The following is a 21186-nucleotide window of genomic DNA, read 5'->3' as shown; positions in this document are numbered from 1 at the left end:
ACCCCGTTAAAACTCAGCGAATGGATCACCACAATTAAACAGTTGATAAGGTAGATTTATTCCATGTTGCTTAAGCTTAGTATGAAATCCAGGAATCACACCTGTCGCTTCAAAATGACCTTCAATATTCCCTTCATCATCGACGCCTTTTCGTTTAAAGGTGAAAATTTCAGACATAGTAATAATATCCCCTTCCATACCATTTATTTCTTGGATGCTTGTAATACGCCTACGACCATCTTCCTGTCTTTCTAATTGCACAACAACGTCTATAGCCGAAGCGACTTGGGTACGAATGTTTGATACTGGCATATCGAAACCAGCCATACACACCATGTACTCTAAACGACCTAAAGCATCTCTTGGGCTATTAGCATGAAGTGTTGTCAGAGACCCTTCATGACCTGTATTCATCGCAGTAAGCATATCCAATGCTTCGCCACCTCGAACCTCACCAATGACTATTCGATCAGGACGCATTCGTAAGCAGTTTTTAACCAAATCTCGCTGGGAAACCTCTCCTTTACCCTCAATGTTTTGCGGACGAGTTTCTAATCTAACAGTATGGGGTTGCTGCAACTGCAATTCAGCTGAGTCTTCAATAGTTACAATACGCTCGTCAGCTGGAATAAAACCAGACAACATATTTAATAATGTTGTTTTACCACTACCTGTACCACCAGAAACTAGAATGTTAAGTTTGCCTTTAACTCCGCCTTTTAGGAGCTCAATCATCGACTCAGTTACTGAGCCGATATTTATCAATTGCTGAGCGTTAAGTTTGTCTACAGCAAATCGGCGAATTGAAAGTGAAGGACCATCAAGCGCCAACGGAGGAATAATAGCGTTAACCCTAGAGCCATCTTGTAACCGAGCATCAACCATAGGCGAAGACTCATCTATTCGACGTCCAACACTTGAAACAATTCTATCGATAATGTTTAAAAGGTGAGCATTACTATGAAATTTGATATTTACAGCTTGCAATTTACCATATCGTTCCACATAGACACGATCATAAGAGTTGACTAAAATATCTGATACAGAGGGATCTGCTAATAACGTTTCGAGTGGACCGAGCCCTAAAACCTCATCGATAATCAACTTAATCAATCGTTTGCGAGTAGAGAGGTTAATAGGTAACTGTAAGTCAGCTAAGATTTTTTCACTGATTTCAGTTATTTGAACTTTAGCCTGTTCTTTTGATACCGTTTCTATTAGCGAAAGATCCATTACAGCTAAAAGCTCATCATAAAGACGAATTTTAATACTTTGCTCTTCAACACTTAAAGGCTGATAATGGCTTAACTCTTCTTCATCTATGCGTGCATCCATACTATTTCCCTAATAATCGTTTCCAAAAGCCAGAGCTATTTTTCTCGCCAGTATCGCTAACGGGAATAACTTGATTAGCAATGTGTTGCAGATCTTGAAACATAGCTTGCTTGCTTGCGAGCTCACATATTGGCTTGCCTAACTCAACGCTTTCACTAGAAAGCTTATAGTCATTAGCAATTGTGTATACAGAGCTAATTCCAATCGTGGCTTTAACATCTTCAATAGAAATATCAGATCTCTTATCATATCGGTTAATAATCAAACCGATACTTTCCTCTGGCACGCCGATGCGATTCGTTAACTGTTGAACAAGATCTTTTGTTTGACGTAAATGCATAATATTTTGTTGAGTAACCACCAAAATAGTAGCATTTAACAATAAATCACCATTCCAATACTCAGGACCTCGAGAAAAGTCCATGATGATTTGGTCATAGTACTGACGACATTTAAATAAAAGCTCTTTGTTACGAGTGATGTCTACTTCTTGATGAAGACCCAGTAACTCAAAAGGCTTAGCAGCTAATAAGCTTAAATTTCCTCGGGTGACCATGGTACTTTTCAATGCCACTTCATCAAGTTCATCTAATGAAGCTAAAACGTCACATATAGAATATTTAGGCTCTAATCCTAGAATATGTGCGAGTGTTCCTTGGTGTAGATCTGTGTCGAGGATTGATACCCGCACCTTCTCTCTACGACTAACGATGTCTGCCAAACTTGCAGTAATAAAGCTCGCACCAGAGCCTGCTTTTCCATTCACGATGGCAAGGACTGGTGCCAGCTTTGCCTGCTCACTTAACTTACGCGATACTTTAAGTAAAGATTTGTTTAATTCTGTAGTTAATGAATCTCGCGTAATAAAATCAGTCACATTATACTGAAATGCTTGACGCAACACCGTTGGCGAAGTATCCGCGCCAACGAGTATCATGTCGCAGCCTATGTTTTGACCGAAGACTAAAGCTTTAATTGCTTCTTGTTCTTCGTTAGGTAAAGAGATGATGACAACGGAAGGTAAGTCTTTAATATCGGTTTCTAATTCAGATAGATAAGACTTAGCTGTCCACTTTAAGTTTTCACAACTATCTAAGTGAACAGTTAACCAATCCAACATATAAATATCGTTACTAATAACGAGAACATTAACCTGAAAAGGTAACGTAACATGCATAGGGTCGGATGTATCATTCGTAGACGCAGATACATAAAGTTCTAGGGGTTTGTCCATTGACTCCCTCTCTAATAAAAATTAAGGAACAACTATAATTTTAGAACAAACTAATTTAAGAATGCTTCCATCACTAAATGCAACTTACGGTTCCTTGTTTATAAACCACACCTAAGCTTTCTCTAGGTAATGTAGTAACAAATGATGGCGAGCTTATTGTCCGTTCAAGTCCCGGAACTAAAAACTGATGCGTATAATTTTTAATTTCGGCTTTTACAAGATCAATATTCGTTCCTGTTGCTTCTGTGCCATCGAATGCCAAATAAGTAATTTCCAAATTTTGCACTGTTAAATTAGGTAATATATTTGCGTTGTTAAAAAGCGCTAGCGCATTAATATCATTATTAACTGGACATACAACAGCTAGGCGAGCAGCTCTCCTCGAAGCTTCATGAAGCACATTATAAGTAAACAATAGTCTTGCAATCTCTATTGCGCCAAACAATATGACGAAAAAAACACTGGCAACGATCGCAAACTCAATTGCATATATACCTTTTTGGCCACGCAAGGTTAACTTCATAGTGCAGTTACCGAATAATGGGTACTAATATTAAAACTTAGGTCGATATCATTGCTATAGGAGTATGTATGCAGACTATTGAGTAACATCGGTGTCCAGTCATAGGAAACGCTTATAAGTAAAACACCCTCGTTTACCGGGTCTTTTGTGACTGTGATATCACTTGTGTGTAATCCAGCAAGACTTGAGGTCGACTCAATTGTTTTACCACCAAGAAGCATACGCTTCATTTTCGTAATACAGTAATCACAGTTCGTATCATCTAATGTCGGAGGCAGCGTGCCTGTTGTATCAATAATGGCTGTATTTTGTAAGTATCGCCCTGCACTACGAGCCATTCTTGTCAGTTCACTATATTGGTAAATTAATCGTCCAAACTCTGCAGTAACAAATATAATTAATAAAAAAAAGGGCGCAACGATAGTAAATTCAATAACTGCGATACCACCTTGTTTGGTTTTCATAATCCCCCCTTATGAGTCAGGACTATTGGGATCTCGATATAGGACAATTGTAAAATTGTCACTTTCAAAATCTGGGTCGAGTGAAGCATTACCTGTAGAACCACATTCAGAAATGTACTCTCCTACTATAAAAGATTTCTGACCAGTCCCCCCTCCCTTTCCCTTTCCCTTGTCCCCTGAATCCACATCCGCCTCAGCGGTTGCAGGTTGAGTCAAGAAAAAGCAACCTATAGCTAAAACTTCTACTTGATTCTTACCATTAATTTTACCGTCACAATTACCAATCACGACAGACAACTTTCTTCTGTCAGTTTTAAATTCACTTGACGGTGTCTTGATGTCATTGACCTTACAGTACGATTCTTGAGTGTTGTGTATGTAATCGTCATAGGTATAATAATTTGCAGTATCCGCGTTAGTTACAACACTATTTTCGTCAATCGTAAGTACATCTCCCCAACAAATATTTGCATCGCGAGGATGATCTACAGAATTTAACTGTGCTCCCCACTCTCCAAAACGCGTATTAATGCCATCTGTTGGACCGACTTTATTACCGGGTTCGGTGTCGACCATTTGCCCTACCGCAACGCATGATTCAGGGGTAAACTCACCAGCTAAGCCTTTAGAAACACCGCTACCACCGCTACCGCCAAGATCAAGTAATTGAAAGTTACCAGGGCCTAAACTTGGATCTTGTTTAGAGCCTGTTTTTAAAACAGTTAACTCACCTTGCTTCATCCCAAAATTGACTGCCGATGGTGACGTATCTGCGCAGGCTAGAATAGGGACAACTTTATTGAGACATTCTATATCGGTGCTCCGGCCTGCTACTGCAGACGCTCTTACCGCTTTATCGAAATTTAGAATGTCTGCCAAAAAGTTATTTAAATCAACGCCTGAAACTGTCACTCTGACATACTCATCATCTTCAGTGGCTGGATTACTAAAGGAGGTTGGATCCCCAGAAAACTCTATTTTTACATGAGGAGTCAATTGAACATCACTAAAATTGATAGTTTGACCAACCACAAGGTTCGTCATTTCGTGGTTTTCATTTTGGCCTAGGTTTTCAGCAAGAACTGCCCAAGCTTTTTGCCTCGCATCAGCTAACGATAAATTGTTTTGTAGTGCTTTGGCAGCGGTTAGTGCGGCAGAATCTACAGCATTTTGTAGTCTTCCCTTGTTGAGTAACATATGACTACTATCTAAAGCTAACGCTGCCATGCCGACCACAGCTAAAAGCCCGATTGTTGCCATCACTAAAACGCCACCAGATTCAGAATTATGGAGCTGTTGTTTAGTATGTTTTCTTATGCTTCTTGTAGGGTTTAACGCGCCCGTTTGATGGATAGCTCTCATAATGACCTCTCATCAATTACCACTAGAGCTACCACCAGAGCCTCCTGCTGTGGTCGAACCCATACTTTTTGCAGTTGTTGGTGCCACAGAACTTTGTCTGTAAGACTCCATTACTCTTTCACCATAGCTGCCATCAAGACTAAGTATAGTTCCATCATTGCGTTCTGGCGCGCCAGGATCCAGTATTTGAACTTGTTTAATTTGATAGTGACTCTCTCCCATAGGGAAGTCGTTGATTTGTGTACAGCCGCTTAAGATAATAGCGCAACTAAAGCAGCCTAATATTGGATAAGCTAAAATATTATTCTTACTCATCTAACTATCTCCTATCCTACAGTGAATGACCGTATTTTTGCTGTGTACCGGTATCGTCTATGCTGCTATCAGATTGAGCGGGTTCATAGGGAGTGTCACTTTTTTCGTCAGGCTTCTCTTTGTGAGACAGCTTACCTAAGAGGTAGAACTCAACGTCAGAGGGTAAAACGAAACCATCAGTAGGCAACGAAATATCTTTTCGATTAAAAGGTCGAACTAAGCGGGGAGTCACTAAGATAACTAATTCACTTTGACCATTCTGAAAACTTTTACTTGTAAAGAGTTGCCCTAGTACAGGTACGTCTCCAAGACCTGGTAACTTATCGATATTCTCTCGCAAAGTGTCACTGATTAATCCACTTATCGCGATTGTTTGCCCATCAGCAAGCTCTACAGTCGTAGCCGTACTTCTTTTTGTTAAGGATGGAACAATTAAAGAAGTAGAAGTGTTCCCTGAAATGGAAAATCCGTTCGCGGTACTTATTTCACTTACTACAACATTTAAATTGAGGTTGATCTGTCCTGAGTCGAGTACAGTCGGTACGAATTTAACCCCAACACCATAATCTCGATACTCTACTGTAGTATTACCATCGTCTCCTGGAACTGGTATTGGAAATTCACCACCAGATAGAAATTCAGCAGACTGGCCACTCATTGCAGTAACATTGGGTTCAGCTAACACTTTTGCTAGCCCATTTTGTTTTGCAACATCCAAGGCAAAGTTCATTAATAAATCACCGTTAACATACTGTGCAAACAGACCTTTACCATCTACGCCACCAATTCCTCCAGGGTCAAATCCTCCTCCACCACCAATGACACCACCAGCGAGGTTGTCACCTTGATTAAAGATAAAAAACTTCGAATCAAATTGGCGAGCAACATTACGCTGTACCTCTGCAACGACAACCTCTAGCATTACTTGGTGATCACCGCCTATCGTCATCATATTTAGTACTCTGCTAGGGGCTTGACCTCCTGCAGCAGCTTCTGCGTAACCTTGTGCAAGCTCAACCGCTGTATTCATTTTTTGCAAGTTTGAAGCCTGTCCACTAAGCAGTAATTGACCTTGAGACGTCTGAACGCCAAGTTTCTCTGTAGGGAGAAACTGATGAAGCCTCGTTTTAAGCCCATTTAAGTCATGGGTTACCTCAATATCCATAATACTTGAGAGTTGCTCGTTCTTATCCCAAATCATGATATTGGTACTGCCTAGCTGCTTTCCTAAAATGTAAAGTTCGTTATTAGGTAATAATTTAATATCTGCAATACTGGGATTACCCACGGACACCCTATGTACCGGTTCATTCATCATTAGAACTTTTGATTTAAAGATTGGGATCTGTTTAACGTCACTGATTACCCCAACTGTCGGTCCACCTGCATAGGCAAATAAAGACAACATCGACATTAGTACAGTCGCAATAACTATTACTCGCTGGATTAGCATGTTGTGCTCCTATAAGTTTTCCAAAATGGAACTTATAAATTAATTTTCAACCTTTATTTCTTGCTCGCTTATACCCTTAAGAAGCAAGACTTTTTTGCTACTACTCTGCACGGAACTAACGTTACTCATTATTAGAGGAGCTTTAGTAACAGGCACTGTCTCTGGCTCATCTAGCTCTTCCGATAGCATCGCTAACTCAACAACTGCAGTGTCATTTGGATTTCTCAAAGCGAGTTGTAAGGCGCCCCGACTTTTTGCAATCATCAACACCTCAGCTTGCTCAAGGCTTAACTCAAGTGTGACTGCTCGAACTAACATAGGTTTGTTTTCGTCGTTGGAAGCGCGTTGGTCTATCGCAAGAATTTTTACATTAGATAAAACGATATCCGTCTTTATTCCGCTACTAGTAAAAATGTTAATAATATCAACTCGATTACCCGGCAGCAGGAAACCTGCCACCCCGACCACATCGTTCACACGAATAGTTACGGCTCTCATTGTGGGAGTTATTAAACTTGCTAAAGTGCTACCCTCACCTTTTACGGTTAAGCGTTCTTTGCGTAAAACTTCACCTTGGTATAATCGCTGCTTTACAACTTTTCCTTCAGCTTGCGTTAGATCTACTAGTGCACCTTTTGGAACAAGATGACTAGGCACTGTCGTCAATGCAATATGCTTTCTTTCTATAATGGCGCCTAACGGCACTTCAGATGCCATTGTAATAACCTGAGTTAACTGTTGGTTTGATTCCGACTTTGTATTTGTTTGCAACCAGTTTTGAGCTAGATATACAGCAGTAACCCCAAAAACTAGTGATAACACTACGAATAAAATTGTCTTATTATTCATGTTTCGCTCCTAAACTAGAAAACGATATTGAAGTACTTATACGAAATAAATAGACCAAGCTGAATCTATTAATGAAGGCGTCACAACGCCATCAAACTCCATAAAACTAATTTGGTCTGACATAATTCCCAGTAAGTCTCGAGGATAACAAGGAATAAAAGGCTTGCCGTGGCGTTGGTGCTCCGTTAATAAGTACTGAAAAACTTCTTCGCTACAAGATAGCTCGAGCTCTGAACATACTTGAAACCAGATCTTCCGGTATAACGATTCATCCAGTGCGTCAAAATGAATTTTGTAACCAAGCCTTCTTAGAAAAGCTTCATCAACAAGTTCTTTAGGATCAAGGTTAGTTGAAAAAAGTAAGATTAGTTCAAAAGGGATCTCAAAATGTTCACCAGACTGTAAACTTAGAAAATCCCTACGCTCCTCCATCGGGATGATCCAGCGATTAAACAACTGCTTAGCGCTAATTTTTTGTCTACCTAAATCATCTAAAAGCAATATTCCATTGTTTGCTTTTAGCTGAATTGGTGCCATATAGGTTCGGCTGTGTGTATCAAACTGAACTTCAAGCATTTCTGAAGTTAACTCACCACCAGTGATTCTTAATGGACGCTGACATTGGATCCATCTAGGATCATGACCATGGTTAAAATCTAAGCTGTTTGGACTATCAGTTTCCATAATTCGAAAATGTAATTCTGGATCGAATACTTGAATGATTTCATTACCGATTGAAATCGCATATGGGATCAAAATGCTGTCACCTAAGGCTCGATTCAAATGACGACATAAGTAACTTTTACCAGTACCTGGCGGTCCATAGATTAAAACAGGACGACTTGAGTTCATTGCAGGTCCGATTTTAAACAGAAGATCAGACGGCAACACCAATGCAGATAGCCCCTCCTCCAACATTTGATAAGTAACTGGGGTGGAACGGCTAGACTGCTTTTGACAAATATCGGTATATTGTTCCAAGGTAACTGGTGCTAAGCCAATATAACCATTCCTTGATAATGCTTGCTTTGCATGTATCTCTCCCCCTGCACTTAACGCAAACCTCATCTGGCCATCAGTAGTCGTTTGTCTATTTTCTACCCAAGCGAGAGCCTTTGCAGTATCCAACAAGCCTTGCAGTATCCCACCCGTTACCCCCATATTTTTAACAAGGGTTTGCTTGGTAACGACTCCTCCAATTAACATATGCTTTAACATTAAATCGAGTAGTAGCGATTCCGACAAACCAGTATTTTCGATAGTTACAGGGCGAGGTGCGAGTTTTCCAGCTGTTACAGGAATAGCATCAATAAGCTCACCTTTGTCCATAAAAGAATGTTGCATAGAATTGCCTTAAGAAAATAGATTTTCACTAAATGACGAAAAAGTGGCATTGATATGAGGATTTAGAATACAAGCAAACAACCATCCAATCCCAAGCGCAGGAGCATAAGCAACTCTTTGTCCTGCAGCTTCATTTGCTTCAGGTTTAAAATAATGCCCCAAAACAATGCAATCCTTGTATCGCTTAAAAGTCTGATACAAACCTTGCAGTCCAGTTTTACTTATAACGAGTATAATACTGGTTAACGCTCCCGCGATAATGCCGTAAATAACACTAGTAAAGAGTAGTTGTGGCCCCATAAAAGCACCTATTCCCATCATTAACTTAATGTCACCAGCACCCAAAATTTTGAGCATGAAAGTGGGGAATAAAATAGCGAAAGCAAGAGCAAAACCAAGGAAGGAAACCAATACACCATTAAGTTGGGCAAAATATGTATTTATTGCAAATCCACAAAATAGTGCTGAGAAAGTTAACCAATTAGGAATTTTTTCAGTAGATAGGTCAATGCTAATAGCCAATATAAAAACTATGCCGGCTCCGCAAACTTGGTAAAACAGCTGTGCATCACCCATAATTTGTCCTTTCACTCAGACCATGACAACTCCCTGTAATCATAGTCTTTCAAGATTAAATACGTTTGATAGTTAGAGTCAACCTATCCGTTACTACCAATTGCAGATGCTAACGACTCAATTCTACCAGTAGCATTAGTACCTAGTTCGGAAAAAGCTGCGACCATGCCGCCAACAACTAGGCCTCCTGCAATTGCATATTCAACTGCAGTTAATCCACTTTCATCTTCTATAAACTCTTTCATTAGCTGCTTAATGTTCATAATTTATCTCCAAAAACTCATATTAGAGCGACTTAAAAATCTCAGTTTAAAACCAGTTAGAGACCAAATTTAGCTCGTTCTAATCTAGTTTTATTTAGACAGATATCTACCCGGATAACTTCTAAGTGACATCGTAAATTAAAGATAGCAAAAGCCTTGCACTCCCACTATCTAGAATAATTAATAGGTCTACTCACCTATGTAAAACTATAATATTCCTCTCTTAACTTGTCTTGTACAACCTGACTAAACTTAACTGTGCAAGTATAAAAACCAAATAAAACAAAGACAAACAACAGACCCTCCAACAAATACCTACTTAATGATAATCATTCTCCACAAAATAACAGTTGAACTCCTAGAAATAAGGAAAATAAAAAGTAAACAAACTGTAAAATTAGACCAGTTAATTATTCCATTCATCCTTAGTGAAAATTAACAACTTGCATTAAAGTACATATTTAACAATGATATATTATTTGTGATAGTGATATTTACAAAGCGCAATAAATAAAAGCTGAAGAAGGGAATATACATTGATGAGATGTTAGAATTAACTACCTGACTAATTTGTCCATTATCTTATATACACTTGATATTTCGTAATCCACACCGAATTTTTCTAGTATATAGTTCTGTACGTTTCTACCGGTGAGATCCCTGTCTTGTGACTGGCCTATATTTTTTTCAATATAAAGGCTCAATTGGATTTTTTGTTGCTTGCTTAAAGAACAAGGTCTACCTGAATGTGGTTTCTCGTTAAGTCCATTCAATCCATGAGATAGATAGTTACTTACCCATCGATTAACACTAGTGCGACTGACTTTTAGGTATTCTGCAATCTTGTAGCGAGATTTTCCTTCCTGAAAATGCAAAATAGCTAGCAACTTAAGTTTCTTTCTAGCACTTTTCTCTTTACGGATAAGAATAGAAAGCGATTTATTATCATGGCAATTACTATTCATACTATTCGCCTCCCATTGAGTATACATCTGGTCTTATCTGTAACACTCCACGTGTGTCTATCCATAGTGGTTTGTAAGTGATAAATAAAGGGATAGGATTTTCAAATTTCAAATTAACTGTTTTGTCACTACCTATAGAATTCATAAAAGATTTATTCTTGAGGCTGCTTTCTCGACTTATTAAAAACTCGGCAAAAACATTAGGATTTTCTACTCGTATACAGCCATGGCTTAAAGCCCTAACATCCAAATCAAACAAACCTTTGCTAGGAGTGTCATGCAGAAAAATTGATTTATCATTAGGAGTAGTAAACCTCAGCTTTCCGAGTGCGTTCTTTTTCCCTGGTGCTTGCACTAGTTGTTTGCCTTTCAATTTTTTTCTAAAGTCTTGCACCGTTATCGATTCAAAATAGTCTTGATTATTCTCTGCATCCTTTAGAAAGAAACTATTATTTTTCAAATATGAATTATTTGTATTTAGTTGATTAACTATATCTTTGTTAATAATACTGACCGGCACAGTCCAGTTTGGATTTACAGTAAGGCTTGTGACCTTCGTATTTAGCAGTGGAGTTTTAGTATCCTTAGCTCCTACAATAACTTTTAAGCTCATAACCTCTTCAGTATTTTTAATCACTTTTAACTGGTAACTCGGGATATTCACCTCAACATATTCCTCAACCTTTAAGCGGTTTGGTGAAATATAATCAATAAGAAGTGCAACCAACTGCCTGCTGCGGTCACGCGGTTGAGTATTTAACTGCGTAATTGTTTCTGGTGTGAGCTCACCAGATGCTATAAGACCATGCCGATTCTGGAAGCTTTTAATCCCACTAGTAATAGAAGGATCGTAGACTTGTTCGCGATATGAATTAAGACTGTGAGGTTGCAAGTCATAAAGTTTTGTAAGCATCCATCGTAATTTCGCAATCTCTTTAGATTTTTTTCCGATTGCAAGCTCAACGTTTACCACTTCAGGCCATGCATATTGCTCCAGACTCCGGTATTGAATTAACAAGTTAATGATAGCAACAATTGTACGGTTTTCGCCTAAAACGCGTAGCTCTGATTTAGACAATGAATTGAACTGAAAATATTGTTTATCGGAAAGTAAATCGCGAATTTCATTATTAGTGAACGCTACAATTTGCTCTGGAGTGTACATTTTTGATTTTTTCTGCTGCTCATTATCCACTGCCTGTGCGTTAGAAACCCCAGTCATCACCATCAATACCGTAATAAGTATTAACGAATGAGCTCGAACAGATATCAAAAGCGTCATAAACTCCAAAAGAACCCCTAAAGTCAGCTTATAAAAGTAAAACTCCCTTTTTTACTCTGCAATAGATTCCCTTCTAACAACCCAGCAAATTTTAAAATTGCTTTGCAACTTGCAAAGCAAGTTGCACTTAGGTTTAGTACATGACAACACCATTTTGCAAGTTTTATAAGCTTACATAACTATTGCTCTACTCTAGACAGTTTTATTAAGTTTATGTTTTTAGTAAAAATGATTCAGATAAGCAGGACCAAATATTTTTTCAATATTTTTTTACTCTTCTATACTCATTATATTGACGTCATTAATTATAGAGCTAAAGACTATGGCGAGGCCAAAAGCAACAGATAGAAGCAAAACGACGATCTTGACCGTACTAGTCGCTTCAATAACGTTTATCCATTGTTACTACATCTTTGAAAATCACACTGAAAAGAAAGCATTAATGACCGAAAGTAGCCATGGCTCTTCTTTAGCGGAACGCTATCTTTATCATGAAGACTGGCCAGCATCTCGAATTGAAAAAGCACACGAATTTGTATTGGATTATCAGATTCCAAACACTATAAAACCGAAGAAGGATGCTATTGAATGAAGGAGGAACCTTTAAATATAGAAACCAGTAACTTAAGGGTATTTATTAGAACATTTTCAGTTTTGATATTGTTCACTATATCAATGCTTAATGTACGTTCATTACTTTCGCCATATTCGTTAATTTCTACTTTAAACATGATAAGCGAAGCGAATAACCATCTTGTTGAAAGTATTGGGCTTTGGCAAGATTTAGCTATATTTGGTATTGTTTTGGTACTTACCCTATCTCTTTGGGCTACACTAGTCACGTTTATAAGCCAATCACCTTACCTCACACTAGGTACACAAACCCAACGCGACCTTTATTGGTTACTTATTGTATTGCTCAGTTGCACTCTGATTGTGAGCGTTAACTCCTATTACTTTCCGACATCTTTAACATCTTATTTAAGGCAAACACCTTTTTCTTCTCCTGTCATGATCGTTGGACAGGTAATAGTCTTACTTTTTTTGTACATAGCGTCAGCATTATCAATCAAAAATTCGTTTAGTCGATGTGCGACGTTGCTGCTACCAATATTAATTTTGGTAGCTGCTATTACGCCCTCAAATACTTCGAAGCAGGTCGAGCTTGCTTCTAAGCCAAATATATTCATTATTGGTATTGATGCGTTAAGACCAGATCATTTGGCGTTTTTGGGTGCAAACCCAGCACTTGCGCCAAATATCAATCGACGCTTAACCGATATGTCGGTGTATGAAAAAACTTATTCGCCAATGAGTCGTACTTACGCGGCTTGGATGAGTATATTGACGGGCAAGTACCCTATCAATAACGGGGCTAGATTTAACCTGACACCACCAGAGGTTGTTAATACGTCACTTCCCCTTATCAACCACCTCAATAGTGAAGGTTATAAAACAATATACGCAATTGACGAAAGGCGATTTAATCAAATAGATATGAGTTATGGATTTGATGAAACCGTAGGCCCCAAAATTGGTGCTGCTGACTCTATTATCACTAGTTTGGCTGACCTACCATACATCAATATCGCCCTGCTTCATCCACTCTCTAAACACATACTGCCATACCTGTACAACAATAGAGCTTACGGAAAAGCCTATAATTTAATTAGGTTTAATCAGGATGTACTTACTAGTCTTTCAGACACTCAAGCAAATTTTTTGGCTGTTCACTTTTGCCAACTTCACTGGCCTTATAGTTCTAAAGAGTTTGTTGCACAAGCCCCGCAAGAGTGGGATGGAAACTATAACCACTTTATGTATAAACAGATGATGCGAAACGTCGATAAACAAGTTGAACATTTACTCTCTGGGCTAGAAGAAAGAGGCATGTTAGAAAATGCCATTGTTTATTTAGTTTCTGACCATGGAGAAAGCTTTAATATTACTGACACCTCCGAACCCGCGGCGGTTACTAGCGAACTGCCTTCTATGAAAGCATGGGGACACGGTACAAATATTATTGACGACAAACAATCCCATGTGTTGTTAGCAAGAGCACGTTATATCAAAGGTAGTATCGTTAATGAGAAAGCGGTATTTAAAGGTGTTTATTCGTTAGTCGATATACTCCCGAGTATTGCTGATTCATTATCGATAACAAATCGTAAACTTAAAGATCTAGATGGCATAGTGTTACCTGTAACTAAAGATGACGTTATAGCACACCGCTTCGTTTATCTAGAGTCTTCAATTCCCGTCAAGTCAATTAACACCAGCTTTATTGATAAGAAAAAACTATTATCAGAAACAGAAGCATATTACGAGGTGAGAGATGACGGAAAGCCTTACATGCGAATCGATGAATATGATGACTTTATAGCCAAAAAGCAACGAGCGATTAGAAGTGAAGATTGGCAGCTAACGTTGTTGCCCGACTACGATGGGCCGGTCTTGCTTAATGTAAAGCTGAACCAACTAACAATTCCTAACGATTCGACTGCAGTTGATTGGCAGACTATGCGGGATAAGTTATGTAAGCAATTCAAAGCTGATCTTGAGTTTTATCAAAGAGAAAATTGCGCAGTAAACCTTTCAGCTATTGTGAATAAAAGTAATCGCAATGAAGACTAGAGTTGACGTTTTCGGTAAAAACCCAAGAGCCGTATTCATCACTTACCTAAAAGTCATGCTGTTTGCTATCATACTCATTGGGGGGAGCTACCCATTTGTTGTCGATTATACGATCGCTAAGTTTGAGCTACTGTTTATAGTGTTGTTTTTTTCTTATCGCTTATTAAACCAAACCGCAAATACTCCCCCACCTAACCTACTTACTTTATCTATGTTTGATAAGACCAGTTTGTTGGCTCTTGTGTTACTCATTGCGACGACGACAGCTTTGAACAACGACATCAATAATACTCCTTTAAAAAATGTAGTTGTTACCTATAATCTACTTTTTACCACTGTACATCTCTGTTTTATTTACTGCTTACTAAAAGTATTCTTAAGCTTAAAAATACAATTGACCGATTTTATCTATTGGTTACCTATAACCATAATGTTATTGGCGTTGAGCTACGTTTTCATGCATACAACAGGGATTCCGTCCATACTTTATGGCAAACCTTCTTCAGTACCCTTTTCATCGAATATTCGTTACTTGGGCTATTTGGTCACCGCATCATCCATGCTCTGTATCATCATGTTTTTACAACAGGAGATCGAACGTTTTAAGCTGAGTTTATGGGCTTTGTTATTTGTTTCAAATTTGGCGCTACTTATTTGGTTAGGAGGACGAGGGTCACTGGTCGCGTTAGCTGCATCAGCATTTATTTATCTCAGTTACTTTGTGGTCACCGCTCAGCTTAAAGTATCAAGGTTGATTATACTGATTCTACTTATAATTATTGCTTTTTACCTTGCATACTTTTGCACAGTATTTTCATGGAATGGGCCGCTGAGCTTCTTTCGCTCAGTCAATTCAGACACAGCGCTAGCGTCGATCGATATTAATAAATTATCTTCCAATCGGATTGCCATATGGACTCAAACCTTAGCTGCTATCTCCGATAATCCTTGGATTGGCCTCGGCCCAGAAGGTTACCGTTTCCACCCAGACCACGTATTCGGTTTGCAGCCGCACAATGTATTATTACAACTGTTAGTCGGTTATGGACTATTTGCTACACTCATCATGCTCTACTTTTACAGCAAGACTGTTTTTATAGCGATAATGCAGCTATTCAACAGAAACAATGGCACATTACTAGACGGTAAAATTGCATTAATGATAATCATAAGCTTATCCATACATGGCCTGGTTGATGGGACCTTTTACCATTCACAGCCATTATTTTTATTAATCATAGCTTTTGTGAGCATTATGACTATACACCACAGCACAGTACGATCTGTGTAAATCGTGTTTTATCGCTTTTAGTTGTTTTAGCAGGCATGGCTCAAGCGTTATAATTCGTAAAAGAAATAATAAAGTAGTTTACTATGTGGATACAAAAATCACTCTCTTTAAAAGCAAGACCAAGGGGCTTCCATCTCGTCACCGACGAAATTGAGTGTGGCTTACCTTCATTAAAAAATATGACAGTAGGTTTTGCTCACATTTTGTTGCAGCACACCTCAGCGTCTCTTTCGCTCAATGAAAATGCAGATCCAAGTGTTCGGGTTGATTTTGAGTCATTTATAAATCGATTAGCGCCAGAGCGCGCCGCCTACTACACCCATACTTATGAGGGAGATGATGATATGCCAGCACATCTAAAATCAAGTCTGTTTGGTGTTAGCTTAACGCTGCCTATCACCAACGGCCGCTTTAATCTTGGAACCTGGCAAGGTATATATTTGGGCGAGCATAGGGATGATGGTGGCTCAAGAAAGGTCTTGGTCACATTACAAGGCGAATAACATTTTCCTAAAGGAAATCGCTATATCATCGGATATAGGACTTATGATGTAACAGCAAAACTCACAAGTTTTAGCTAACAAAAAGAGCGCATTAAGCGCTCTTTTTTTAGATATTAGTCAGTCAGTTTTATGCTTCAGCGATACGCTCAAGTTTTGCGTAATAGAAACCATCGAAGCCCGTTTCAGCAGGGCTAATATTCTCATCTTCTATAAAGCGAAAATGCTTATTCTCTGCTAAAAATGCATCGACTTGATCGCGATTCTCTTCAGGCATGATAGAGCAAGTCGCATAAATCAAAATACCACCGACTTTGACCATTCTGCTATAACTTTGCAAAATGTGCTTTTGCAATTCAACCAGAACGGGTAATCGCTCAGGAGTATCACGCCATTTCGCATCAGGGTTACGTTTTAACACGCCAAGCCCAGAACAAGGTACATCGAGTAGAACTCGGTCGGCTGAGAGTTTAAGACGCTTGATCGTTTTACTACTAGCAATGATGCGTGTCTCAACATTATGAGCAGCAGCACGTCGAGCACGCTGTTTAAGGTTATCTAGTTTCCACTGCTCAACATCCATTGCGAGCAAGCGACCTTTGCCTTGCATTTGTGCCGATATCGATAGTGTTTTCCCGCCTGCTCCAGCACACGCATCAACGACGCGCATACCTGGTTTCGCATCAAGCGCTTTAGCAATAAGCTGCGAGCCAGCATCTTGCTGTTCAAACCAACCTTTCTTAAAACACTCAGTTCTAAACAATGCTGAATCAGATACCACTTCTAAAGCGGTCTCTACCCCTTCAACTTCTACAGTTTGCACCCGCTCATTACGTAACTTTTTGGCTAACTCATCTCGACTACATTTAAGGGTATTAACGCGTAAGAAACGTTTAGCCGGCTTGTTGAGCGCTGCACGCTCTGCTGGCCAGCGCTCGCCCATTTGTGCCTGTCCCATCTCGTTTAGCCAATCGGGACAGCCATCCCACAATACCGGTTGCTGTTTTGCGGTTTCAATACGAGTCGCCAAGTCTTGCTCATCAACTTGGAGAGCATATTTCATTTTGGGTAACGGTAATTGGTGGAATAAGTGCCATACGTTCAATAAACGCGAGCCCATTCTCGCCATCTCTTCAGGCTTTACATCAGATAAAAAACAATAGAGGTTTAAACGTCTTAAGATATCACCGGTTACGAGTGTGATCCGCCCTTGCTCAGAAGGCTCTAGTTGCAGCCCCGAAAAGTGCTGCGAATAAGCGCGATCCAGTGGCTTGCCCTCTTTTAACACAAGGTCAAGAATACTAATCACAAGTTCTGTAGAGCTAGGAGATAAAGACGAATTCAACATTAAAAAGTTACCGTATAAAGAAATCGCAGCGATCATAGGAGCAAAGTGCTAAATACGCAAGCATACTCGCGCAAAGTCGCAATAAAAAAGCGACTTCTAACAAGTCGCTTTTCATAAGCGCTTACATGCGCTGAATCGCTAACCTAAAATCCTATAGCTTAGAACCTTTAGCTCCATAGTATAGAATAAAACCGTAGCAGATAACGGGTAGGATAAACGCGGGTTGGATCCCCATGCTATCTGCCATCACACCTTGTAGTAAGGGGATAATTGCGCCACCTACAATCGCTAAGCATAAAAAGCCACTACCTTGAGAGGTATGTGGGCCTAAATCACGTAGTGCCAAACTAAAGATAGTTGGGAACATGATGGAGTTAAACAGTCCGACCGCGAGTATTGACCACATTGCGACTTCGCCCGAAGTGTTCATCGCAATGACCACTAAACTTGCTGCCATAAATGCATTGAAAGCCAATACTGTTCCAGCCGGGATTTTCTGCATCACCGCCGAGCCAATAAAACGCCCTACCATCGCCCCACCCCAGTAGTAAGCAATATATTTGGCTGCGTCAGCTTCTTTCATACCAACAATATGTTCTTCGCCAAGAAAGTTGACCAAAAAGCTACCAATCGAAACTTCAGCCCCTACATAAACGAATATCCCAACCGCACCGAGCACCAAATGCTTGTACTGGCTGGCACTCGTTTTACCGTTTTTGTCGGCTAAACCTGCTACTGCGGCTTCTGTGTGAGCTTTTATAACCGGCAGTTTTAACTTTGAGAATATAAGCGCCAAACTGGCTAACATTGCTGATAACAATAAATAGGGCAATTTAACCACTTCTGCTTCTGCTTGCATTTGCGAAAGCCCAGATTGGGCCTCAACGGCTACAGATAGTATTAAGATAGCGCCAAAATATGGGGCAACGGTGGTACCTAATGCATTAAATGCTTGAGTCAGGTTTAATCGACTGGAAGACGTCTCGACACTCCCTAATGCATTTACATAAGGATTTGCCGCAACCTGTAGAATGGTGATCCCCGAGGCAAGCACAAAAAGTGCGCCTAAAAATAGCGGGTAAACCGCCAAAGCTGCTGCTGGATAAAACAAAGCACAACCTATACTAGCGATAACAAGCCCGGTGATAATCCCACGCTGATATCCCATGGTCTTAACTAATTTACCTGCTGGCACTGAAACTAAAAAATAGGCGCCAAAGAAGCAAAACTGGATGAGCATAGCCTCTGTATAGCTAAGCGAAAAAACCGCTTTTAAATGAGGGATTAAAATATCATTTAGACAGGTTATGAAGCCCCACATGAAAAACAGTGACGTGAGTGAAACCAAAGCAAAGCGATAACTGCCGTTATCGCCCGATGCAACAGTCGCGGTATTAGAACTAAAAGATGAAGCCATATTATTTTCTCTCTTATCAGGTCAATCTTCTTAAGTTGAAGTCATTTAAAGACTTAGTATTACTAAGTTTGGCGTAAAAGCTGCCGTAGGATGGCAAGGTCAACACTCCGTTCTTGATGTTACCCATTACCAAACCATGGTCATTGAACTCAAGTTCCACTTCTACACTGGGTAACTGCAACGACAGCTCATCTTCACCTAAATTAAAACAGACTAAGTAACTGCTTTTCTCATCGCTACGAATAAAACTCAGTGTTGGTTCTGGAGTATCAATAAAGTGAATATCGCCTTCAATGAGTACTGGATGGTGTTTTCGCCATGCAAGAAAGTTTCTATAACTGTTTAAAATAGAGTCCTTATTCTGCTCTTGGCTTTCAACCGCCAATGAATAGTGATCTTTTGCTACAGGTAACCAAGCCAAGCCGTCGCTAAACCCTGCATTGTTTAAATCTTTTGACCAAGGCATCGGCGTACGACAGCCGTCTCGGCCCTTAAACATTGGCCAAAATGCAATACCGAATGGGTCTTGCAGTTGCTCAAACTCTATTTTAGCTTCAGTTAACCCAAGTTCTTCACCTTGATAGCTGCAAACACTGCCTCTGAGCGAACATAACAAGCCATTAAGCATCTTTATCATTTCCGCAGTGGCTTGCCCTTTCCCCCAGCGCGATGCCACCCGCTGTACATCATGGTTACCAATAGCCCAACATGGCCAGCCATCCCCTATTCGGCCTTCTAGCGCTTCAACGGTTTCCCGTATGTAACTGGCGCTGTAGTCATTGGTTAATAGCTCAAAACTATAAGCCATATGTAATCGGTCATTACCTTGAGTGTATTCAGCCATTGTGGCTAACGAATCTTCTGAAGACACTTCACCTAAGGTAACTGCACCGGGATAATTATTAATCAGTGCCCGTAACTCTTCTATAAAGTTAACGGTTTCAGGGCGGGTATTGTTGAAGTAGTGATACTGATAAGCATACGGATTATCTTCACTAAACCCGCGCCCCTGACGCTTGTCTTTGGGCTTTGCTGGGTTATCACGTAGAAGATCATCATGAAAGCAGAACGTAATAGCATCAAGCCTGAAACCATCAACGCCCTTATCTAACCAAAACTGTACATTGGCTAATACGGCTGTACGCACTTGCGGATTGTGAAAATTTAGATCTGGTTGGCTAGTTAAAAAGTTATGTAAGTAATATTGCTGACGTCTAGGCTCCCATTCCCAAGCACAACCACCAAAAATCGCTAACCAATTATTAGGCGCGGTTCCATCGTCTTTCGGATCGCTCCAAACATACCAGTCTTGTCTAGCATTGGTTTTATCTTGTCTACTTTCGATAAACCATTGATGCTGATCAGAGGTATGACTAAGCACCTGGTCAATGACTACTTTAAGGTTGAGTGAGTGTGCTTTGGCAATGAGCTGATCAAAGTCGGCCATATTACCGAACATAGGGTCAATATCTCTATAATCACTAATGTCATAACCAAAGTCTTTCATTGGCGAAGTAAAAAACGGCGAAATCCATATTGCATCAACATTCAGGCTGGCAATGTAATCCAGCTTGCTAATAATCCCTTGTAGATCGCCTATTCCATCACCATTGGTATCCAACATACTACGTGGATAGATTTGATAGATGACAGCGCCTCGCCACCATGTAAGTTGATCCATTCTTGCCCCTTAACACTCAATATTAAAAACTAACAAATCCAATCGTTAGTTAAAACAATGTTGCCACCTAAAGATTGGTCGCTTTTGTTGTTAGAATGTTGGCAGCATACGTGATTTGCGAAATAGGGTTCAATATCTCTGCATACGTATGCAATAAATCAGTCAACATATATTAATCGGGAATCCCGATACAATCCGTTTAATAACAGCAACTAAGCCACATCACACACGACGTTCTCCAATGATAAAAAACAGCAGTAAATGCAAATTTTGGATGGCTAAAAAGATTGAATACGTATGCATAACATTGTTATGGTCAGAATCTCGGGAGTAATATCTTCACCGTTGCG

General features: G+C 39.7%; 20 protein-coding genes. 4 read left to right on the top strand and 16 right to left on the bottom strand.

The window, feature by feature from the left end:
* Positions 1-6: 6 nt before the first annotated feature.
* The 13 genes from AB4135_RS06655 to AB4135_RS06595 form a co-directional block, all read right to left on the bottom strand.
* Positions 7-1335 (bottom strand): CpaF family protein, encoded by a 1329-nt coding sequence (locus AB4135_RS06655; protein WP_371991396.1) that lies wholly within the window; start codon positions 1333-1335, stop codon positions 7-9.
* A gap of 1 nt (position 1336) precedes the next feature.
* Entirely contained in the window at positions 1337-2569 is a 1233-nt protein-coding gene (locus AB4135_RS06650) for a CpaE family protein (protein WP_371991395.1), read from the bottom strand.
* A 73-nt stretch (positions 2570-2642) separates the two neighbouring features.
* Entirely contained in the window at positions 2643-3092 is a 450-nt protein-coding gene (locus tag AB4135_RS06645; RefSeq protein ID WP_371991393.1) for a TadE/TadG family type IV pilus assembly protein, read from the bottom strand.
* A complete protein-coding gene (locus tag AB4135_RS06640; protein WP_371991391.1) occupies positions 3089-3556 on the bottom strand; it encodes a TadE/TadG family type IV pilus assembly protein in 468 nt (155 codons plus the stop codon). Before AB4135_RS06640 ends, AB4135_RS06645 begins: the two co-directional genes overlap by 4 nt.
* Positions 3557-3565: 9 nt before the next feature.
* Complete coding sequence (locus AB4135_RS06635) at positions 3566-4918, bottom strand: Tad domain-containing protein (RefSeq protein ID WP_371991390.1); 1353 nt, start codon at positions 4916-4918, stop codon at positions 3566-3568.
* A gap of 12 nt (positions 4919-4930) precedes the next feature.
* Complete coding sequence (locus AB4135_RS06630; RefSeq protein ID WP_371991388.1) at positions 4931-5233, bottom strand: hypothetical protein; 303 nt, start codon at positions 5231-5233, stop codon at positions 4931-4933.
* 16 nt (positions 5234-5249) lie between these two features.
* Positions 5250-6686 carry a type II and III secretion system protein family protein gene (locus AB4135_RS06625; protein ID WP_371991386.1) on the bottom strand — a complete coding sequence of 479 codons (1437 nt, stop codon included), beginning with the start codon at positions 6684-6686 and terminating at the stop codon, positions 5250-5252.
* 39 nt (positions 6687-6725) lie between these two features.
* Entirely contained in the window at positions 6726-7535 is an 810-nt protein-coding gene (cpaB, locus tag AB4135_RS06620; protein WP_371991385.1) for a Flp pilus assembly protein CpaB, read from the bottom strand.
* Positions 7536-7571: 36 nt separating this feature from the next.
* Positions 7572-8879, bottom strand: coding sequence for an AAA family ATPase (locus AB4135_RS06615; RefSeq protein WP_371991384.1), 1308 nt, complete (start codon positions 8877-8879; stop codon positions 7572-7574).
* 9 nt (positions 8880-8888) lie between these two features.
* Positions 8889-9455, bottom strand: a complete 567-nt coding sequence (locus AB4135_RS06610) for a prepilin peptidase (RefSeq protein WP_371991382.1) — start codon at positions 9453-9455, stop codon at positions 8889-8891.
* 83 nt (positions 9456-9538) lie between these two features.
* Positions 9539-9718, bottom strand: coding sequence for a Flp family type IVb pilin (locus AB4135_RS06605; protein WP_371991380.1), 180 nt, complete (start codon positions 9716-9718; stop codon positions 9539-9541).
* A 557-nt stretch (positions 9719-10275) separates the two neighbouring features.
* Complete coding sequence (locus AB4135_RS06600; protein ID WP_371991378.1) at positions 10276-10683, bottom strand: transposase; 408 nt, start codon at positions 10681-10683, stop codon at positions 10276-10278.
* Between the two features lies 1 nt (position 10684).
* On the bottom strand, positions 10685-11965 hold the full coding sequence (locus AB4135_RS06595; RefSeq protein WP_371991560.1) for a L,D-transpeptidase family protein: 1281 nt from the start codon (positions 11963-11965) through the stop codon (positions 10685-10687).
* Between the two features lie 322 nt (positions 11966-12287).
* On the opposite strand from AB4135_RS06595, the gene AB4135_RS06590 reads away from it, so the two are divergent.
* The 4 genes from AB4135_RS06590 (at position 12288) to AB4135_RS06575 (ending at position 16393) form a co-directional block, all read left to right on the top strand.
* Positions 12288-12557, top strand: a complete 270-nt coding sequence (locus AB4135_RS06590) for a hypothetical protein (RefSeq protein WP_371991376.1) — start codon at positions 12288-12290, stop codon at positions 12555-12557.
* On the top strand, positions 12554-14599 hold the full coding sequence (locus tag AB4135_RS06585) for a sulfatase-like hydrolase/transferase (protein WP_371991374.1): 2046 nt from the start codon (positions 12554-12556) through the stop codon (positions 14597-14599). Before AB4135_RS06590 ends, AB4135_RS06585 begins: the two co-directional genes overlap by 4 nt.
* Positions 14589-15890: an O-antigen ligase family protein gene (locus tag AB4135_RS06580; RefSeq protein ID WP_371991373.1), complete on the top strand. Its 1302-nt coding sequence runs from the start codon at positions 14589-14591 to the stop codon at positions 15888-15890. Before AB4135_RS06585 ends, AB4135_RS06580 begins: the two co-directional genes overlap by 11 nt.
* Positions 15891-15973: 83 nt before the next feature.
* Positions 15974-16393, top strand: coding sequence for a secondary thiamine-phosphate synthase enzyme YjbQ (locus tag AB4135_RS06575; RefSeq protein WP_371991371.1), 420 nt, complete (start codon positions 15974-15976; stop codon positions 16391-16393).
* A 127-nt stretch (positions 16394-16520) separates the two neighbouring features.
* Here AB4135_RS06575 and AB4135_RS06570 read toward each other — a convergent pair whose 3' ends face one another.
* The 3 genes from AB4135_RS06570 to AB4135_RS06560 all read right to left on the bottom strand — a co-directional run bounded on the left by AB4135_RS06570 (position 16521) and on the right by AB4135_RS06560 (position 20836).
* Positions 16521-17738, bottom strand: coding sequence for an RsmB/NOP family class I SAM-dependent RNA methyltransferase (locus tag AB4135_RS06570; protein WP_371991370.1), 1218 nt, complete (start codon positions 17736-17738; stop codon positions 16521-16523).
* Between the two features lie 151 nt (positions 17739-17889).
* Positions 17890-19155 carry a sugar MFS transporter gene (locus tag AB4135_RS06565; RefSeq protein WP_371991368.1) on the bottom strand — a complete coding sequence of 422 codons (1266 nt, stop codon included), beginning with the start codon at positions 19153-19155 and terminating at the stop codon, positions 17890-17892.
* Between the two features lie 16 nt (positions 19156-19171).
* Entirely contained in the window at positions 19172-20836 is a 1665-nt protein-coding gene (locus AB4135_RS06560) for an alpha-glucosidase (RefSeq protein ID WP_371991366.1), read from the bottom strand.
* Between the last annotated feature and the right edge of the window lie 350 nt (positions 20837-21186).

Origin of the sequence: Shewanella sp. 10N.286.54.B9 (genome assembly GCF_041468565.1) — a bacterium.
GTDB lineage: Bacteria > Pseudomonadota > Gammaproteobacteria > Enterobacterales > Shewanellaceae > Shewanella.
This window is presented reverse-complemented; position numbering and strand designations above follow the sequence as displayed.

Bases quoted from the DNA above. Each gene is read 5' to 3' on its own strand.
- AB4135_RS06655 (WP_371991396.1), bottom strand. From the start codon at position 1,335: ATGGATGCACGCATAGATGAAGAAGAGTTAAGCCATTATCAGCCTTTA.
- AB4135_RS06650 (WP_371991395.1), bottom strand. From the start codon at position 2,569: ATGGACAAACCCCTAGAACTTTATGTATCTGCGTCTACGAATGATACA.
- AB4135_RS06645 (WP_371991393.1), bottom strand. From the start codon at position 3,092: ATGAAGTTAACCTTGCGTGGCCAAAAAGGTATATATGCAATTGAGTTT.
- AB4135_RS06640 (WP_371991391.1), bottom strand. From the start codon at position 3,556: ATGAAAACCAAACAAGGTGGTATCGCAGTTATTGAATTTACTATCGTT.
- AB4135_RS06635 (WP_371991390.1), bottom strand. From the start codon at position 4,918: ATGAGAGCTATCCATCAAACGGGCGCGTTAAACCCTACAAGAAGCATA.
- AB4135_RS06630 (WP_371991388.1), bottom strand. From the start codon at position 5,233: ATGAGTAAGAATAATATTTTAGCTTATCCAATATTAGGCTGCTTTAGT.
- AB4135_RS06625 (WP_371991386.1), bottom strand. From the start codon at position 6,686: ATGCTAATCCAGCGAGTAATAGTTATTGCGACTGTACTAATGTCGATG.
- cpaB (WP_371991385.1), bottom strand. From the start codon at position 7,535: ATGAATAATAAGACAATTTTATTCGTAGTGTTATCACTAGTTTTTGGG.
- AB4135_RS06615 (WP_371991384.1), bottom strand. From the start codon at position 8,879: ATGCAACATTCTTTTATGGACAAAGGTGAGCTTATTGATGCTATTCCT.
- AB4135_RS06610 (WP_371991382.1), bottom strand. From the start codon at position 9,455: ATGGGTGATGCACAGCTGTTTTACCAAGTTTGCGGAGCCGGCATAGTT.
- AB4135_RS06605 (WP_371991380.1), bottom strand. From the start codon at position 9,718: ATGAACATTAAGCAGCTAATGAAAGAGTTTATAGAAGATGAAAGTGGA.
- AB4135_RS06600 (WP_371991378.1), bottom strand. From the start codon at position 10,683: ATGAATAGTAATTGCCATGATAATAAATCGCTTTCTATTCTTATCCGT.
- AB4135_RS06595 (WP_371991560.1), bottom strand. From the start codon at position 11,965: ATGACGCTTTTGATATCTGTTCGAGCTCATTCGTTAATACTTATTACG.
- AB4135_RS06590 (WP_371991376.1), top strand. From the start codon at position 12,288: ATGGCGAGGCCAAAAGCAACAGATAGAAGCAAAACGACGATCTTGACC.
- AB4135_RS06585 (WP_371991374.1), top strand. From the start codon at position 12,554: ATGAAGGAGGAACCTTTAAATATAGAAACCAGTAACTTAAGGGTATTT.
- AB4135_RS06580 (WP_371991373.1), top strand. From the start codon at position 14,589: ATGAAGACTAGAGTTGACGTTTTCGGTAAAAACCCAAGAGCCGTATTC.
- AB4135_RS06575 (WP_371991371.1), top strand. From the start codon at position 15,974: ATGTGGATACAAAAATCACTCTCTTTAAAAGCAAGACCAAGGGGCTTC.
- AB4135_RS06570 (WP_371991370.1), bottom strand. From the start codon at position 17,738: ATGTTGAATTCGTCTTTATCTCCTAGCTCTACAGAACTTGTGATTAGT.
- AB4135_RS06565 (WP_371991368.1), bottom strand. From the start codon at position 19,155: ATGGCTTCATCTTTTAGTTCTAATACCGCGACTGTTGCATCGGGCGAT.
- AB4135_RS06560 (WP_371991366.1), bottom strand. From the start codon at position 20,836: ATGGATCAACTTACATGGTGGCGAGGCGCTGTCATCTATCAAATCTAT.